The sequence below is a fragment of the Pseudomonas sp. USTB-Z genome (genome assembly GCF_019691255.1).
In the GTDB taxonomy this organism is placed as follows: Bacteria; Pseudomonadota; Gammaproteobacteria; order Pseudomonadales; family Pseudomonadaceae; genus Aquipseudomonas; species Aquipseudomonas alloputida.
The window spans coordinates 219,224-234,508 of the sequence record NZ_JAECZP010000004.1 but is presented as its reverse complement, the minus strand read 5'-3'; the positions used below and the strand labels follow the sequence as shown (position 1 = coordinate 234,508).

16 protein-coding genes are annotated in these 15,285 nt (G+C 61.3%); 7 read left to right on the top strand and 9 right to left on the bottom strand.

Features of this window, described 5'->3' with window-relative positions; all coding sequences use genetic code 11:
• Positions 1-147 precede the first annotated feature (147 nt).
• From codB to codA, 3 genes are read left to right on the top strand one after another with little or no spacing between them, the layout of a single operon-like run.
• The gene (codB, locus tag I8746_RS07005; RefSeq protein WP_004576261.1) at positions 148-1,413 is read left to right on the top strand and encodes a cytosine permease; all 1,266 of its coding nucleotides are present in this window, start codon (positions 148-150) and stop codon (positions 1,411-1,413) included.
• Entirely contained in the window at positions 1,410-2,627 is a 1,218-nt protein-coding gene (locus I8746_RS07000) for a PucR family transcriptional regulator (protein ID WP_012052337.1), read from the top strand. The genes codB and I8746_RS07000 overlap by 4 nt, the downstream gene beginning before the upstream one ends.
• A gap of 4 nt (positions 2,628-2,631) precedes the next feature.
• Entirely contained in the window at positions 2,632-3,873 is a 1,242-nt protein-coding gene (gene codA, locus I8746_RS06995) for a cytosine deaminase (protein WP_221100374.1), read from the top strand.
• Positions 3,874-3,886: 13 nt separating this feature from the next.
• Here codA and I8746_RS06990 read toward each other — a convergent pair whose 3' ends face one another.
• From I8746_RS06990 to I8746_RS06975, 4 genes are all read right to left on the bottom strand, one after another.
• Positions 3,887-4,834: an ornithine cyclodeaminase family protein gene (locus tag I8746_RS06990; RefSeq protein WP_221100373.1), complete on the bottom strand. Its 948-nt coding sequence runs from the start codon at positions 4,832-4,834 to the stop codon at positions 3,887-3,889.
• Positions 4,831-5,832 (bottom strand): threonine/serine dehydratase, encoded by a 1,002-nt coding sequence (locus tag I8746_RS06985; protein WP_012052334.1) that lies wholly within the window; start codon positions 5,830-5,832, stop codon positions 4,831-4,833. Before I8746_RS06985 ends, I8746_RS06990 begins: the two co-directional genes overlap by 4 nt.
• Positions 5,833-5,951: 119 nt before the next feature.
• Positions 5,952-6,557, bottom strand: a complete 606-nt coding sequence (locus I8746_RS06980; protein WP_012052333.1) for a transcriptional regulator — start codon at positions 6,555-6,557, stop codon at positions 5,952-5,954.
• A 159-nt stretch (positions 6,558-6,716) separates the two neighbouring features.
• On the bottom strand, positions 6,717-8,189 hold the full coding sequence (locus tag I8746_RS06975) for a hypothetical protein (RefSeq protein WP_012052332.1): 1,473 nt from the start codon (positions 8,187-8,189) through the stop codon (positions 6,717-6,719).
• 235 nt (positions 8,190-8,424) lie between these two features.
• On the opposite strand from I8746_RS06975, the gene I8746_RS06970 reads away from it, so the two are divergent.
• Both I8746_RS06970 and I8746_RS06965 read left to right on the top strand, forming a co-directional pair.
• Positions 8,425-9,411, top strand: coding sequence for a DNA-binding protein (locus tag I8746_RS06970; protein WP_221100372.1), 987 nt, complete (start codon positions 8,425-8,427; stop codon positions 9,409-9,411).
• A gap of 55 nt (positions 9,412-9,466) precedes the next feature.
• Positions 9,467-9,631, top strand: a complete 165-nt coding sequence (locus I8746_RS06965; RefSeq protein WP_019751602.1) for a DUF6021 family protein — start codon at positions 9,467-9,469, stop codon at positions 9,629-9,631.
• Between the two features lie 92 nt (positions 9,632-9,723).
• Here the strand turns inward: I8746_RS06965 and I8746_RS06960 are convergent, their stop codons facing one another.
• Together I8746_RS06960 and I8746_RS06955 are read right to left on the bottom strand one after the other, a co-directional pair.
• A complete protein-coding gene (locus tag I8746_RS06960; RefSeq protein ID WP_161773740.1) occupies positions 9,724-9,975 on the bottom strand; it encodes a hypothetical protein in 252 nt (83 codons plus the stop codon).
• 8 nt (positions 9,976-9,983) lie between these two features.
• Positions 9,984-10,484, bottom strand: coding sequence for a DUF4142 domain-containing protein (locus tag I8746_RS06955; RefSeq protein ID WP_004374437.1), 501 nt, complete (start codon positions 10,482-10,484; stop codon positions 9,984-9,986).
• Positions 10,485-10,637: 153 nt separating this feature from the next.
• Here I8746_RS06955 and I8746_RS06950 point away from each other — a divergent pair, with 153 nt between their 5' ends.
• Entirely contained in the window at positions 10,638-12,206 is a 1,569-nt protein-coding gene (locus I8746_RS06950; protein WP_221100371.1) for a sensor domain-containing diguanylate cyclase, read from the top strand.
• Between the two features lie 43 nt (positions 12,207-12,249).
• Here I8746_RS06950 and I8746_RS06945 read toward each other — a convergent pair whose 3' ends face one another.
• Both I8746_RS06945 and I8746_RS06940 read right to left on the bottom strand, forming a co-directional pair.
• Positions 12,250-12,753 (bottom strand): GNAT family N-acetyltransferase, encoded by a 504-nt coding sequence (locus I8746_RS06945; RefSeq protein ID WP_012052329.1) that lies wholly within the window; start codon positions 12,751-12,753, stop codon positions 12,250-12,252.
• 17 nt (positions 12,754-12,770) lie between these two features.
• On the bottom strand, positions 12,771-13,484 hold the full coding sequence (locus I8746_RS06940; RefSeq protein ID WP_004374444.1) for an MgtC/SapB family protein: 714 nt from the start codon (positions 13,482-13,484) through the stop codon (positions 12,771-12,773).
• Positions 13,485-13,881: 397 nt separating this feature from the next.
• Between I8746_RS06940 and I8746_RS06935 the strand changes: the two genes are divergently transcribed.
• The gene (locus tag I8746_RS06935; protein ID WP_004374446.1) at positions 13,882-14,349 is read left to right on the top strand and encodes a sterol desaturase family protein; all 468 of its coding nucleotides are present in this window, start codon (positions 13,882-13,884) and stop codon (positions 14,347-14,349) included.
• 34 nt (positions 14,350-14,383) lie between these two features.
• Here the strand turns inward: I8746_RS06935 and I8746_RS06930 are convergent, their stop codons facing one another.
• Positions 14,384-15,277, bottom strand: a complete 894-nt coding sequence (locus tag I8746_RS06930) for a bile acid:sodium symporter family protein (RefSeq protein ID WP_012052327.1) — start codon at positions 15,275-15,277, stop codon at positions 14,384-14,386.
• Positions 15,278-15,285: the final 8 nt, after the last annotated feature.

The window sequence follows — 15,285 nt, the reverse complement described above, 5'->3', positions numbered from 1 at the left end:
TCCAGATCGTCAAATCGCAGCTTTAATGTGCACAGTGCATAGGGAATTCTGGGCGAGCAGCCCGATTTCTTCCGGGTGGCGGCGCAGGAAAAAGCGGCCCGCATATTGCTCTTTCCGCTCCCAACTACACACCCGGAGCCCCGTGCAATGAGCTCACCCAGCGAATTTCCACTCAGCGAAGCCCCCCAGTCCGCCCGCAAGGGCCTGCTGCCGATCGCGATGGTCTTGTTCAGCTTCACCTTCTTTACCGGCACGATGTTCGCCGGCGGCAAGCTGGGCATGGCATTCAGTTTTGTCGACATGCTGTGGGTGGCTACCCTCGGCAACAGTTTGCTTGCCTTGTATGCCGCAGTGCTGGCCTTCATCGCCTCACGCAGCGGGCTGAATACCGTGTTGATGGGACGCTTCTGTTTCGGTGAAGCGGGGAGCCGGCTCTCGGACTTTCTGCTGGGTTTTGCCGAACTGGGCTGGTATGCCTGGGGTACGGCCACGGTGGCCATCGTGCTGGTCAAGCTGCTGGGGCTGGCGGATGGTTTCGGCATGCCGTTGATGGTGCTGTTCGGGCTGGGTTTCAGCATTACGGCCATCATCGGGTTCAAGGGGCTGGACCTGTTGTCGCGGGTGTCGGTGCCATTGATGTTCGTGCTGCTGTTGGTGTCCATGTACATCGCCACCCGCGATGCCGGTGGCTTTGCCGGCCTGGCTGCAGTCGTCCCGCATGAAACCATGACCTTTTCGGCGGCAGTGACCATGGTCTTCGGCACCTTCGCCAGTGGCGCCACCCAAGCCACCAACTGGACACGGCTGGCACGCAGTGGCCGGGTAGCGGTGATCGCCAGCGTGGTGGCATTCCTCCTTGGCAACGGCCTGATGGTGGTGGCCGGAGCGTGGTGCGCGATGGTTTACCAGCAGGCCGATATCGTCGACGTGATGATGCTGCAGGGCCTGTCGTTCGCGGCCGTGGTGATGCTGTGCCTGAACCTGTGGACCATTCAGGGTCCGACCATCTACAACGTGTCGGCCGCCGCCTGCCACTTGTTGCGCAGCGAGCGCCGGCGCACGGCAACGCTGGTGGCGGCCGGGGTTGGCATTGTGCTGGCGATGGGTGGCATGTACGAAATGCTGATCCCGTTCCTGGTGCTGCTGGGGTCGATCATTCCGCCGGTGGGTGGGGTGATCATGGCTGATTTCTGGTACCGCCACCGCGGTAAATACCCGGCACTGGGTACGGCACACCTGCCACGCTACAACCTCACCGGGCTGTTTGCCTATGCCGTGGGCGCAGTACTGGCCTATGCCTCACCGTGGGTCGCGCCGCTGGTGGGCATCGCCGCCTCGGCAGTGTGCTACATCGTCATTCTAGAGCTGGGCGCACGCCGCCGGGCGCCCGGCCAGGCAGGCGTCGAGCCATGAGCCTGGCGCTGGACGAGCTCCTGCATTTGCCCGGTCTGCACGAAATGCAGGTGCGGGCCGGCGCGCGCAACCTGCAGCGGCGGGTACGCTGGCCTTACGTGGCGGAGAACGAGGGTATCGCCGAATGGGTGATGGGCGGTGAACTGGTATTCGTCACCGGCATCAATCACCCGCGCGGCGAAGCCAATTTGCTGAGCCTGGTGGAGGATGGCGACGCCGTGGGCATTGCCGGCATGGTGATTCTCACCGGCGGCAGTTTCATCCAGAGCATCCCGGCGCCCGTTATCGCGCGCGCCGAGCAACTGGGCTTGCCGCTGATCGAACAGCCCTACGCGCTGAAGATGGTGGTGGTCACCCACCTGATCGGCACTGCACTGGTACAGATGAGCCAGGCGCGCCGCTCGCGTAACGACATCCTTGGGCAACTGCTCACAGGCGACTACCCGAGCCTGGCGATTGCCCGGCAGCGGGCAGCACACCTGCAACTGGCCCTGGATAAACCGCGGCGCCTGCTGGCGTTGCGCCTGACGGGCGTGGACGCCTTGTTCGAGCGCCAAGGGCTGGCCCACGGCGAGCGTACCTGGCAAGCCACCCGGCAGGCCCTGGAAGACCAGCTCGAAGCCTGGTGCCGTCAGCGGCCCGGCAGTGTGACGGCGCAGTTGCCGGGCGACCTGTTCGTGGTGCTGCTGGCCGATACACAGGACTTACCCGAGACGTTGGGCGCACTGTACCGGCAGTTGCAAGCCGCGACTGATGAACTGGGCCTTTACATGGGCCTGTCGAGCCTCGCTGACGATTGCGCGCACTATCGCCAGGCCCTCAACGAGGCACGCCAGGCGCTGGATGTGGCGCAGCACCTGCGCCCGGCCAACGGCTATTGCAACTTCAGCGAGCTCGGCGTATTGCGCCTGCTGCAAGGTATTGTCGACCGCTCGCTGGTCGACGATTTCGTCAGCCGCACCCTCGGCCCGCTGATCGCCCCTGGGCGCAAACACGCCCATGCTTTGGTGCATACCCTCGACGCCTTGCTCATGGAAAATGGCAACGGGCTCAAGGCCGCACAGCGTCTGGGGCTGCACCGCAACACGATCAATCAGCGCATCCAGCGCATCGAACAACTGAGTGGGCAGTCGCTGGACGACCCGCTTTTTCGCATGAATGCTTCGGTCGCCATGCTGGTATGGCGCATGAGCGAAGCCCACGGCAAGGAGTAACAGCATGAACATCATCAACGCACGCCTGCGCGGCAAGCCTGGCCTGTTCCGCGTCGAACTGAACGGCGAGCGCATTGCCGCCATCGTGCCCCAGACCGACGTCGTGGCGCCCGCTACGGTCAATGACCTGGACGCCGGGCAAAACCTGGTGGTCGCGCCCTTTGTCGAGCCGCACATTCACCTAGATGCCACGCTGACCGCAGGTGAGCCGAAGTGGAACATGAGCGGCACGTTGTTCGAAGGCATCGAGCGCTGGTCGGAGCGCAAGGAAATCACCACCCACGACGACATCAAGACCCGTGCGAAAAAAACCATCGGCATGCTGGTGGACCACGGTATCCAGCATGTGCGCACCCATGTCGATGTGACCGACCCAAAACTCACCGCGCTCAAGGCCATGGTCGAGGTACGTGACGAGGTGCGTGAGCTGATCGACCTGCAGATTGTCGCCTTCCCGCAGGAGGGCATCGAGTCGTACGCCAACGGCCGGGCGCTGATGACTGAAGCCGTGGCGATTGGCGCCGACGTCGTCGGCGGCATTCCGCATTTCGAAAATACCCGCGACCAGGGGGTATCGTCGGTGAAGTTCCTGATGGACCTGGCCGAGCGTACCGGCTGTCTGGTAGACGTGCACTGCGACGAGACTGACGACCCGCAATCACGTTTCCTCGAAGTGTTGGCCGAAGAAGCACGGGTACGCGGCATGGGGCCCCGGGTCACGGCCAGCCACACCGTGGCCATGGGCTCGTATGACAATGCGTATTGCTACAAGCTGTTCCGCCTGCTCAAGCTGTCGGGCATCAACTTTGTGTCATGCCCGACCGAGAGCATTCACCTGCAAGGGCGCTTTGACAACTACCCGAAACGTCGTGGCGTTACCCGCGTGGCCGAGATCGACCGCGCCGGCATGAACGTGTGCTTCGGCCAGGACTCCATCGTCGACCCGTGGTACCCACTGGGCAATGGCAATATCCTGCGCATTCTCGAAGCCGGCCTGCATATCTGTCACATGCTCGGCTATGAAGACCTGCAGCGCTGCCTGGACCTGATTACCGACAACAGCGCCCGCACCCTGAACCTGGGCGAGCGCTATGGCATAGAGGTAGGGCGGCCGGCGAACCTGTTGCTGCTGTCGGCGCCGGATGATTACGAGATGGTGCGCAGCCAGGGGCACGCATTGGTATCGGTACGCAATGGCAAGGTGCTGATGCAGCGCACGCCAGCGCAGGTGCAACGTTTGCGCTGACGCTGTTGTCGCCTCAGGTGCACAGGGCTGCCAAGGCGTAGCTTGCGATTTGTGCATCCTGCACTGCCACACCGGTCAGGTCCGCCAAGGTAATCTGGCCGTCGTGCTCACGCCCCTTGGCGCGGCCAGCCAGCAGCGTACCCAGCTCGATCAGCTGGTGAGCGTTGATCTGGCCACTGCCGAGGGCATGGGCCACTTCGCCGTACTGGCTGCACTGGGCGATGGCGTCGACGATGATACGGTCTGCCCTGGCCACCAGTGCCGGGTCCAGTTCCTGCTTGCCGGGCACATCGGCACCGACGGCGGTGATATGCGTACCCGGCTGGACCCAATCACTGTGCAACAGCGCCTGGCGAGAAGGGGTGGTGCAGACGATCAGGTTTGCAGCGCCCGCAACCTCGGCAGCATCCTGCGTGCTGTGCACCCCGAAGCCCAGTTCGCGGGCAAATGCGGTATAGGCCGCAAGCCCGCGTTCATGCCGGCCCCAGACAATGACCTGGCGGCAATCGGTCACCGCGCGAAGCTGCTCAAGCTGCATCTGCGCCTGCATGCCGGTGCCGAGGATACCAATGGCCTTGACCTGGGCCGGCGCCAGCAGCCGGGCGGCGATACGCCCGGCCAACGCGGTGCGCATGGCAGTCAGCCAGCCTTGGTCCTGCAGCAGTGCCAGCGGCTGACCGGTGTGTGCAGACAACACAAGCATCAGGCCGTCATTGCTCGGCAGGCCCTTGGACGGGTTGTCGTAGAAGCCTGTCGAAAGCTTTACGGTGAAGGTCGGGCTGCCTTCGATGTAGGCCGACTTCACGCAACAGTCACCGTTCGCGCCCTTGAATGCGAAGCCCTGCACGGGCGGCACCTGCACCTTGCCTTCGGAATAGGCGATGAAGCCTTCCTCCAGTTGGCTGACCGCGAGCTCGGGGTTGAAGCGGGCGATGATCTGCGCCTTGCTGAAAACCCTCATTGAACGGCCTCGAGGAACTTTTCCAGCAGGATGTTACGGCCACACAGGATCACCGCGACACGCTTGCCCTGATAGCGTTCGGCGAGCTTCTGCATGCCGGCGACCGCAACCGCTGCAGCGCCTTCGATGATCCAGCGCTCACTGTTGGCGATATCGCGCATGGCGCAGCGGATTTCGTCCTCGCTGACCAGCACGGTATCGGTGAGCAGCGCCTGGCAAAGCGGGAAGGTGATGGAGCCTGGCTCGACGCCGCCAGCCGTGCCGTCCGACAGCGTTTCGCAGGCATCCAATTCGATGATTTCACCAGCCTTGAGTGATTGCTGCAGCGTTGGGTCATTTGCCGGCCAGCAGCCGATGATCTCAGTACCCGGCTTGAGGACGCGCAGGGCGGCGCCGATGCCGGAAATCATCCCGCCACCGCCCACGGCAACGAACACCGCGTCCAGGTCTGGCGCCTGCTCGAACAACTCCATGCCTATGGTGCCCTGGCCGGCAATGACTTGCAGGTCGTTGTAGGGGGACACGAAGGGTACGCCGTGGGCCTTGGCTTGCCTGGCGGCTTCCAGCTCTGCACTCAGCGGGTCGGTGGGCAGGCAGACCACTTCGGCGCCCAGCGCGCGCATTGCCTCTGTTTTGTATGCCGATGCGCCGGTGGTGGTGTAGACCTTCACTGGCACGCCAGCCATCTTGCCGGCCAGGGCCAGTGCCTGCCCATGGTTACCGGAAGAGGCAGCTATCACCCCCTGCTTGCGCGCCTCGGCCGGCAGCAGGCGCATCTTGTTGCTGGCACCGCGAAACTTGAATGAACCGGTGTGCTGCAGGTGTTCGCATTTGAGCAGCACTTCACAGCCGGTCAGTGCCGACAAACGGGGGCTGCGAGTCAGCGGTGTGATGCTGACGACAGGGCGAAGCGCGCTGTGGGCTTCTTTTATGGACGCAAATAGTGCGTCGAGGTATCGGGTATCGACAATGGTCGGTGAAACAGTAGCGACTGGCATGCTGCGCTCCTTGTGGAATATTTGTCTACAGTAGAATATCCATCCATTCACCGCAAGTGGGCGAGCGCAAGCGCTGGCAACACCCTGACAGGCTCCCAGTTCGGCCAAGCGGAGGGGAGTTAGCCCTTGAGCTCTTTCAGGTACTTGTACACGGTGGCCCGCCCCATGCTCAGAACGTTGGCGACATAGTCAGCACCACTTCGCCCTTCGAACGCGCCTTCAGCGTACAGCGCCTGCACCAGGCTGCGCTTGTCTTTCATCTGTAGCGTCTGCAGCGATAAGCCGCGCGCTTGCAGCCAGGCATGCAGAAACGTGTTGATGCGTTCCTGCCAGTCGTTGCGGAACAGCGAGTCAGGTTGCGGTACCAGCCGGCTCATCTGGAAGAACGCATCGAGTGCCACGCGGGCTTGCTCCAGTACTGACACGTTCAGATTGATGCACATCAGGTATTCGGGGTCGCCCTGCGAGTCGCGCAGTACGGTACTGATGGAGCGGATCTTCTGGCCGTTCCAGTTGAGCTTCTCGTAAGGGCCAAGGTTGGCACCGGCAAGCACATCGTCCAGTTCGTGATCGATCGCCGAATCATCGCCCAGCTTGCGCCGGGAGAAGTTGTTGGCGATGTGCACGACCGTCTGGCTGTGCAGCTCATGGACGATGACTTCAGCGTGCGGATACAGCAGCAGGGCGATGCTGTCGGCGATTGCCTTGTAGTTTTCCAGGGTCATTTTCTGTCGGTGATCGGTGCTGGACTTCCATGGTGGCGGCAAAGCGTTACCGACACAAGGTGGCGAGCCTGCAGCTTCCGTTGCCGGTCACCACTTCAGCAATGCCGGTTTCGGTGGCTGCATCGACGGAATCATCGGAGTGTGGGTATGGCGCTGACTTCAACCATTGATGAGTTGTAGCACTTTAGCGGGCTCGAGTATCGGCAGCGGCAAAACGACCGACGCCCAATAATAATAATGATCGTCCTCAATATCTCTCGCCAGCCAGACGGTAAAAGGGCTAGGTTGGTCAGCGGCAGGGGTGAAAACGCCACTTTTATCGATATTGCCATTTCCTGTGATTCTGACCCATTGGGTATTTTCCGCACTGACTTCAATCGGTTCATCGTGTTCGAAACTTGAGTAGAACAGGGTGAGTTTGACTTTTCCTGAAGAAAGGGATGCTTTAAAAAAGTGGGTCTCCCCGAACAAGGGTGTCAAGAACGTCGACGTCGCGTATTGACTGCCAACTTGGGCCTTGATTACATCGGCGACCAATGGGTATTCAGGCACTGTCGCCGACAACGCTGCGGGGACATTGGTTTTGTTGTTTACCTCAAGTATGACAGCAGGGTCAAGAGGGGCGGGCGGGTAGTAAAACCAGCTTCCGCTCTCTTGTTTCAGCTCACCCAGTGCCTCACCGTCAAAGGTGAATTGGCTATTAGGGGTTGCAGGCTCCAACGTGAGCGCCTGCTTTTCAGCACCCGCATACACTTCCTTCAGTAGTGGGTAGATTGACGCAGGCACTGCAGGTTCAGAGGCGCTATCTGTAGCCTCGAACGCGCTATTCAGCGCGAATTCGGCAGAATAAGCACCGCTCGCTGGATAGTAGGCGCCATTCATGAAATCTATCATTTCCTTCGGCGCGAACAATGACACAGCCGTGTCCCTGTCTCGGGGTGGGTGACCCTGCTTCAGCTCGGGGAAGGCGGTGTCCTGATAGATAATCCCAAACCCCACAGGTCCGGTTAGTCGTTCGCCGTTAACGCTCAAGGTGTCCGGGCTTGAGGGCGTCGAGGGCGCTGGAACCTGGAACAGCATGAGGGGATCGCCGTCTGTGAACTGGCCGATGGTATCGCCCAATAGTATCCCGGTGGGTGGCACGGCAGAGGGTAGCTTAATACCGCGCTCTTGTATGAGGTCGTCCACCATTTCTTTAGGGTAACCACTGCCGTTATGGTGAATTGTAGCCCCAGCGGGTAGCCTAAGCGTAAGGCTTCCTTCATTGTCGATTGTATACTTGAGTGGCGCTGACAAGGTCATCATCACGACAACGTCGGCGTCAGAATACCAAGCCTGATTGATTTCATAAATGCGCTGGGTGATGGTGCCTGAGCGTATTCTTGTGCGAAACCCCATGTACCTCAAAACGCGCTGAACGACCAGTAACTGGTTCTCGCCGAAGCGCATGAAGGCGGTGCCTAGATCGAGCGCCCCAAACTTGTAAACGCCGAAGTCTGCCTCCTCGTCATAGATGATTTTTTCGCTAAGGGTGTTGCGTTTGCGTGACGCATGGTGGTCCCAGTACTCGTTTAAATCTGGTTTGGACAATATCGTCATGATCGAGGGTTGACTCAGGTCTCTGGGGGGCATCGCGATTCACCAATGCTGGGGACTTGTAGGCGATTAACCTCCGAAAGTGGATTGCAGTAAACTGTTAGAAATGACAGTTGACCTGGGGGCATATTTGCGACCAATGCACCAGGCGCGCACATGCAAAAAGGTGATTATGAGGCGGTAGGAATTATTTGCAGGTGCCATGCGTTATCTCCATAATTGGCATGTCATTACGTGGTACATAACATAGTACGAATTTTTAGGAGCACGCATGGCCCGGGGCGGTATCAACAAGGTGGTAGTGCAGCAAGCGCGTCAGGCGCTGATTGCCCGGGGCGAGAACCCCAGCATTGATGCCATACGTATCGAATTGGGCAATACCGGTTCCAAAACCACGATTCACCGCTACCTGAAGGAACTGAACGGCCAGCAGCCGATGGCTTCCGAAGGGGGCGCCGCGCTGAGCGATGTGCTGAGCCGCCTGGTTGGGCAATTGGCAACCCAGCTGCAGGACGAGGCCGACCTGAAGATCGAGCAGGCCGAGAGCACCTTCACGCAACAGCGCGAGACGCTTGAGGCGCAGCTGGAAATCGCCCAGCAGGCACTGGCTGCAGCGCACCAGCAACACAAGATCGATGCAGCGGCATTGGCTGCAGAGACCGAAAAACTGTTGTCCACGCAAAGCACGCTGCAAGCTGAACAGCTGCGCAGTGCCAGCCTCAACCAGTCGCTGGGTGAGTTGCAGGTGCGCCTGGCTGACAAGGACGAGCAGGTCAGATCGTTGGAAGACAAGCACCGCCATGCCCGCGACGCCTTGGAGCACTACCGCAATGCCAGCGGTGAACAGCGTGAGCAGGAACAGCGCCGCCACGAAGCGCAGTTGCAGCAGATGCAGGTGGAATTACGCCAGTTGCAGCAGGGCATGATCATCAAGCAGGACGAGCTTACCCGCTTGCACCGTGACAATGAGCGTTTGCTGGGAGAGCATCGTCAGGCGGCCAGTGAATGCCGGGCGCAGGATGAGTTGCTGGAACAACGCGATGCGCAGATCCAGGGCCTGCGCACGATCCTGGCCCAGGCACAAGGCGCCAGCGAAGAGATGCGCCGGCAGCTGGATGTGCAAGCCCAGAACCTTGAAACCAGGCGCGACGTGTGCGCCGAGCAGGCGCGGCAGTTGCAGTGGCTTGAGGAACAATTGAAGGCACGCGACGAGGCGCTGGCGCAGTGTCGAGCGCAATTGGCCTCGGTTGCAGATTAATCAAACTTTTCCTGGCGGGTGGTTTCTTCCCTAGACACTCACCGGAGATAACGCCATGCCTGGAAGTCAACCACCGCACAAAGAGGGGCCTCACTCGGCCGAGCAGGTCGATCAAAAGACAGACCTTGGTTTCGACCCCGATTCCCCGGATGTCGAAGACCCTCAAGTCGACCCCCAGGGGCCTGCCAAGCCGCCTCGAGACATTGAGAAGAAGGAATAAACCACGGCCTTGATGATTGGCCTCATCGCCGGCAAGCCATGCGCAATATCTCGGGGCAGGCTTGTCGGCGACCAGGCCAGGCCAGGTTCGTTTCAGCCTCCTGCGCGCCTGGCGGCCTCTACGCCCGCCGCCGACAGCTTGATCGGGTAGTGCACGCTGATCTGATGATCACTGCTCACCGCCACGCTACCGTCGTGAATCAGACCGGCTTCTTGCAGCGTCTTGAGCATGCCGGCCACCGCCTTTTCGCCGCGGTAGTTGTCCAGCACTTCCTTGCCTAGCCCTTCGGGGTGCGCATGCAGCAGACGGGTAAGTACTTCGGTCTTCAATGCATCGTTACTCATGTGGGGCCTCACTTGCCGTGCTTGGACTGAAGTGCCTTGGCATGCTCCAGGTGCTGTTCGAGTTTGGGCAACGTTTCGCTGGCAAAGGCCTTCAGTTCAGCCTTGTCGGACGATGCAGCCTCCTTCTTGAACAGTTCCACCGCTTTTTCGTGAGCGTCTACCTGGTTGTTGAGGTACGACTTGTCGAAGGACTCATCGCGCCATTCCAGGATCATTTTCTTGACCTTGTCGGTCATGGCGGCCTCATCCGGCACGGAAATGTCCAGCTTGCGGGCAATGTCGCCGAGTTTCTGGTTGGCCTGGGTGTGGTCGGTGACCATTTGCTGGGCAAATGCCTTGATCTCGGCGTTCTGGCTTTTCTCCTGAGCCAGATTGCCGGTCACCACTTCGGCAATGCCGGCCTCGGTGGCCGCTTCGACGAAATCATCGGAAGTCGCGGCCATTGCGTGCACCGATGCGAGGCCCAGCACCATGGAAAAACCAACGCGTCTGATGAAGAGGCTATTCATGCTTCACTCCTTTAAACCGTGGCGCGACCTCAGTGTCGCGTACGGTTGAGGGTGAAGGCGTGGCAAAGGTTTAATCTTTTTTGCCGCCGGTTCCGGCCGTTCGACGCTGAACTATAGTGAAAGGCGGCGAACGCGGTATGGCCAGGGATTCCAATGTGCGCAGCCCGGAAACAGTATGACGACGGGGTTTTCGCCATCAGTGGCGAGGGCCGCGCGGTGGCGCTGTTCCGTCTGGTACTGGCGTTCATGCTGGTGGTGATGCTGGCATTCGTGCTGGTGGAGGGCTGGCGCATCTGGCGTGACTACCGTTTTGCCTATAACAACGCCGAGAACATGGTCAGCAACCTGGCTCGGGCCACGGCGCAGCACGCCGAGGACGCTATCCGCCAGGTCGACGCCATTACCGCAGCCTTGGCCGAGCGCCTGGAAGGCGATGGTTTCGATCACATCGACCGGCCGCGCCTGCATGCCTTGCTGGCGCAGCAAAAAAGCATCATGCCGCAGTTGCACGGGCTTTTCGTTTACGGCCCGGACGGCAGCTGGATCGTCACTGATCAGGCGGCCATCCCGCCCAACGCCAATAACGCCGACCGGGACTACTTCGTCTATCACCGCAGCCATACCGACCCGGGTGTACGTATCGGTTCGGTGGTGCGCAGCCGCTCCACCGGCGACCTGATCATTCCTATTTCCAGGCGCCTGGAGTATGCCGACGGCCGCTTCGCCGGCGTATTGCTCGGCACCATCAAAGTGGCGTGGTTCGTGCGTTACTACGGCGACTTCAAGATTGACGAACGCGGTGCGCTGGTGCTGGCCAAGCGCGACGGCACCCTCCTGGTACGGCGCCCGTTCGTGGAACAGGTGATAGGCCGAAGTCTTGCCAACAGTGAGATCTTCCGCAACCACTTGCCGTATGCCACAGAAGGGGTAGCGGAGGCGGTAGCGGTCGTCGATGGTACACCTCGGCTGTACGGCTACCGCGCGTTGTCCAGCTACCCGTTGGTCGTGGAGGCGGGGCTGTCGCGTGAATCCATTGTCGCGCCCTGGCGGTATGATGCGATCAAGTCGGTGGCGGTATTGCTGCTGTTGTTGGTAGGACTGGCAGCGTTTGGCGGAGTGGTACTGCGTCAACTGCGCGAGCGGATCGCCATCGAGCGGGCGCTGCTCCAGGCGCACCAGACGCTGAAAGCGTTGGCCTTGACCGACAGCCTTACCGGGCTGGGCAACCGTCGGCGGCTGGATGGGGTGTTCGAACCTGAGCTGCGCCGTGCACGGCGCCAAGGCTACCCCCTGGCGCTGGTGATGTTAGACCTGGATTACTTCAAGGCCTACAACGACCGCTACGGTCACCCGGCTGGTGACCAGTGCTTGCGACGCTTTGCCGAAGTGCTGCAGCAGGCCTTGAAACGGCCGGCCGATCTGGCGGTGCGCTATGGTGGGGAGGAGTTTACGCTGTTGCTGCCCGATACCGATGGCCGCGGGGCGGAAATGCTGGTGCAGGAGTTACAGCAGCTGTTGCGCCGACAGGCGCTGGAACATGCCGCAAGCCCATTGGGGAGGGTGTCGTTCAGTGCCGGGATCGCGGTGGTCGACCTGGCGCGGGAGGGCGTCACTGCTGAGGCGCTGGTCGCGGCGGCGGACAGGGCGTTGTACCAGGCCAAACAGCAGGGGCGGGACGGGTATTGCGTGGCGGGTAGTGTGGCGGCGGGGCAGGGTTGCTGACCTGGCTGGAGCGCGCGGGGGCGCCATGCGTCGCGATGAAACGCTAAAGCCCCAGACGCATTGCACAACGCCCGCTGAGACCGTGAGCATGCTCGCTTGCGAGGATGCTCTGGAGTCGTTCGCAAAGCCGGCTTTCCTGAAGCATCTCGAACCCGAAACGTGCATAGAACGGCGCATTCCAAGGCACATCCACAAAGGTAGTCAGCGTCAGCTCGCGTACACCGGCGCAGCGGCCTGCATCGACCACTTGCTGCAGCAACCGGCGCCCGACACCTTTCCCCTGGGCCTCCTGGCGCACCGATATCTCATGAAGGTGCAATGCCTGATGCGCCAGCCGGGCGCAGGCAAAACCCACAATGCGCCCAGCCGGGTCCTGCGCCACCCAACTACCACCTGCCTCGACGAAAGCCCTGTGCGCCGCGCAATCCATGACTTCGCCTTGCGCCAGCCAGGCCAGTGCCGGCCAACTGGCAAAAGCCTGGGCTGCCGAGCGCTCGACGTCCGGCAGCGACGTGATGTCCCGGTCAAGGGTAGGGCGGATAAGCATGAGTCACTCCTGTCGTTCTAATCCGTCGCCAGCACCTGCGGCTGTAATTGCCAGCGCACCGAGCTTACACCTTTCTCCAGGCTGACCCTGCTGACCAGGCGCTCCAATTGCGCCGGCGCCTGCGCGGTGCCCAATAGCTCGGCGCGCACTTCCAGGCGCGCAGGGTTGTCCAGGTCCTGGCTCTGCAACGACTGCAGGCGCAGTTGTGGATCGCCCAGGCTGTGCAGCATCAGGCTACGCACCTGGATCTCGTCCTCGCCGCGGCAGACGATACGGACTTCGAAGTGCTGTTCCACCTCGCTGGCCGGCACCACGTCCTGACGGTCCAGGCGCTGGGCGATATCACGCAACAAGATGTTGGCGCAGAGCACCACCAGGCTACCCAGTGCCGCCTCCATCATCAGCCCTAGGCTGCACAGCACGCCGACCGCAGCCGTGCACCACAAGGTGGCCGCGGTGTTCAGGCCACGTACATTGAAACCATCGCGCATGATGACACCACCGCCGAGAAAGCCGATGCCCGACACCACATAGGCTGCGACCCGCGACGCATCGGCAGGCGCCATGCCTGGCACCGCCTGGGTCATCAATACGAACAGGCAGGCACCGGTACTGACCAGCGCATTGGTGCGCAGCCCGGTCAGGCGTTGCCGCAATTGCCGTTCGGCACCGATCAGCGCCCCCAGCACCAGGGCAATGCTGACGCGCAGCAGAAATACTTTCCAATCCATAGCAAACCTCTTCCGCAGGCACACGCCCGCATGAACGCCATCAGTTGGCGCGGTTGAAATAACCAGAAATTGCGCAGGACCACGCGGAGGGAAGGAGAAGCGGGGGTTACAGGAAACCACCGTCTTGCCAGAGCGGCCAGACAGTGCAAAACACTGCCGGGCTAGCGCGCCACGCGGGCCTGTCGCAAGCGACTGGGGCTACTGTCCAAGGCAGGTCTCCTGTTGAGGAAGGCAAAATTGCGTCGCGGACCATACGCCGCAGGGCAGAGCAGGTCAAGGGCAAAAACATGACAATGGCTTCATCCGAGAACGGCCTGCTGCCGGTCACGCCCACATGGAAAAAACCCTGGGCAGCCGGTAACCTTGCGCCTTCCTTTGCCATCACCCGGACCGTTCCATGCTGTTCAATCTCGCCATATTGTTCGGCACCCTGGTGGCCATGGAGGGCGTTGGTACGCTGGCTCACAAGTACATCATGCATGGCTGGGGCTGGTGGCTGCACCGATCGCACCATGAGCCACACCTGGGCATGCTCGAAACCAACGACCTGTACCTGGTGGCCCTGGGGCTGATCGCCACGGCGCTGGTGGCGCTGGGCAAAAGTGGTTATGCGCCTTTGCAGTGGGTAGGCGGTGGTGTGGCAGGGTATGGCGCACTGTATGTACTGGCCCACGACGGTTTCTTTCACCGGCATTGGCCGCGCAAGCCGCGGCCGGTCAACCGCTACCTGAAACGCTTGCACCGCGCGCACCGCCTGCACCATGCGGTGAAGGGGCGCACAGGGAGCGTGTCGTTCGGGTTTTTCTATGCGCCGCCGCTGAAGGTGTTGAAGCAGCAACTGCGCAGCAGGCGCAGCCAATCGTGACGCATCCCCGGCACCTGCCGGGCATTGGGTGACGTCAGTTCACGGTTTCACCTTTGGGCTCTGCCGCCACATGCCCGCGGCTCACCCACCAGCCAAACCCGGCCGCAGTAAAGAACATGATCAAGCTGTACAACGCAGCCGGCACCGCCATGGTCGCGTTGTTCAGCAGCGAAGGGCTCAACGCCAGGGCAATCGCCAAGGTCCCGTTATGGATGCCAATTTCCATACCAATGGCAATCGCCTGGCGCTTGGGAATGTTCAACAACCGCGGCACCCAATAGCCCACCGTCAGGCTCAGCAGGTTGAACAGCAGCGCCGCCAGGCCCACCACCGGTGCGTACTCGACCACTGTCTGCCAGTCCTTGGCCAGTGCCAGGACGATGGTGAAGGCCAGGAACAGCGCAGCCACCAGCTTCATCGGTTTCTCCATACGCGCAGCGAATGCCGGGGCAAAATGGCGAATCAGCATGCCCAGCGCCACCGGCAGCAAGACGATGGCGAACACCTGCATGACCTTGGCGAACTGCAGTGGAATAGCCTGGTCCGAGGCCATGAACCAGCTCAGCGACAGGTTCACCAGCAACGGCATGGTCAGGATCGCGATCAGTGAGTTGACCGCCGTCAGGGTGATGTTCAACGCCACGTCACCGTGGGCCAGATGGCTGAACAGGTTGGCCGTGGTACCGCCCGGCGAAGCCGCCAGCAGCATCAACCCCACTGCCAGGGCAGATTCCAGGCCAAAGCCGTTGGCGATCAGGAAGCACACCAGCGGCAACAGCAGGATCTGGCACACCAGGCCCACCACCACGGGCTTTGGGTACTTCACCACGCGAGCGAAGTCGGCCAGGGTCAGCGACAACCCAAGGCCAAGCATGATGATGCCCAGTGCAAGCGGCAGAAACGCAGTGAGCAGGGGCGAGGCGGTCATGAGGGAGA

What these genes read in the sequence shown, in the direction of transcription:
- codB (WP_004576261.1), top strand. Translation starts at nt 148, where the DNA reads ATGAGCTCACCCAGCGAATTTCCACTCAGCGAAGCCCCCCAGTCCGCC.
- I8746_RS07000 (WP_012052337.1), top strand. Translation starts at nt 1,410, where the DNA reads ATGAGCCTGGCGCTGGACGAGCTCCTGCATTTGCCCGGTCTGCACGAA.
- codA (WP_221100374.1), top strand. Translation starts at nt 2,632, where the DNA reads ATGAACATCATCAACGCACGCCTGCGCGGCAAGCCTGGCCTGTTCCGC.
- I8746_RS06990 (WP_221100373.1), bottom strand. Translation starts at nt 4,834, where the DNA reads ATGAGGGTTTTCAGCAAGGCGCAGATCATCGCCCGCTTCAACCCCGAG.
- I8746_RS06985 (WP_012052334.1), bottom strand. Translation starts at nt 5,832, where the DNA reads ATGCCAGTCGCTACTGTTTCACCGACCATTGTCGATACCCGATACCTC.
- I8746_RS06980 (WP_012052333.1), bottom strand. Translation starts at nt 6,557, where the DNA reads ATGACCCTGGAAAACTACAAGGCAATCGCCGACAGCATCGCCCTGCTG.
- I8746_RS06975 (WP_012052332.1), bottom strand. Translation starts at nt 8,189, where the DNA reads ATGCCCCCCAGAGACCTGAGTCAACCCTCGATCATGACGATATTGTCC.
- I8746_RS06970 (WP_221100372.1), top strand. Translation starts at nt 8,425, where the DNA reads ATGGCCCGGGGCGGTATCAACAAGGTGGTAGTGCAGCAAGCGCGTCAG.
- I8746_RS06965 (WP_019751602.1), top strand. Translation starts at nt 9,467, where the DNA reads ATGCCTGGAAGTCAACCACCGCACAAAGAGGGGCCTCACTCGGCCGAG.
- I8746_RS06960 (WP_161773740.1), bottom strand. Translation starts at nt 9,975, where the DNA reads ATGAGTAACGATGCATTGAAGACCGAAGTACTTACCCGTCTGCTGCAT.
- I8746_RS06955 (WP_004374437.1), bottom strand. Translation starts at nt 10,484, where the DNA reads ATGAATAGCCTCTTCATCAGACGCGTTGGTTTTTCCATGGTGCTGGGC.
- I8746_RS06950 (WP_221100371.1), top strand. Translation starts at nt 10,638, where the DNA reads ATGTGCGCAGCCCGGAAACAGTATGACGACGGGGTTTTCGCCATCAGT.
- I8746_RS06945 (WP_012052329.1), bottom strand. Translation starts at nt 12,753, where the DNA reads ATGCTTATCCGCCCTACCCTTGACCGGGACATCACGTCGCTGCCGGAC.
- I8746_RS06940 (WP_004374444.1), bottom strand. Translation starts at nt 13,484, where the DNA reads ATGGATTGGAAAGTATTTCTGCTGCGCGTCAGCATTGCCCTGGTGCTG.
- I8746_RS06935 (WP_004374446.1), top strand. Translation starts at nt 13,882, where the DNA reads ATGCTGTTCAATCTCGCCATATTGTTCGGCACCCTGGTGGCCATGGAG.
- I8746_RS06930 (WP_012052327.1), bottom strand. Translation starts at nt 15,277, where the DNA reads ATGACCGCCTCGCCCCTGCTCACTGCGTTTCTGCCGCTTGCACTGGGC.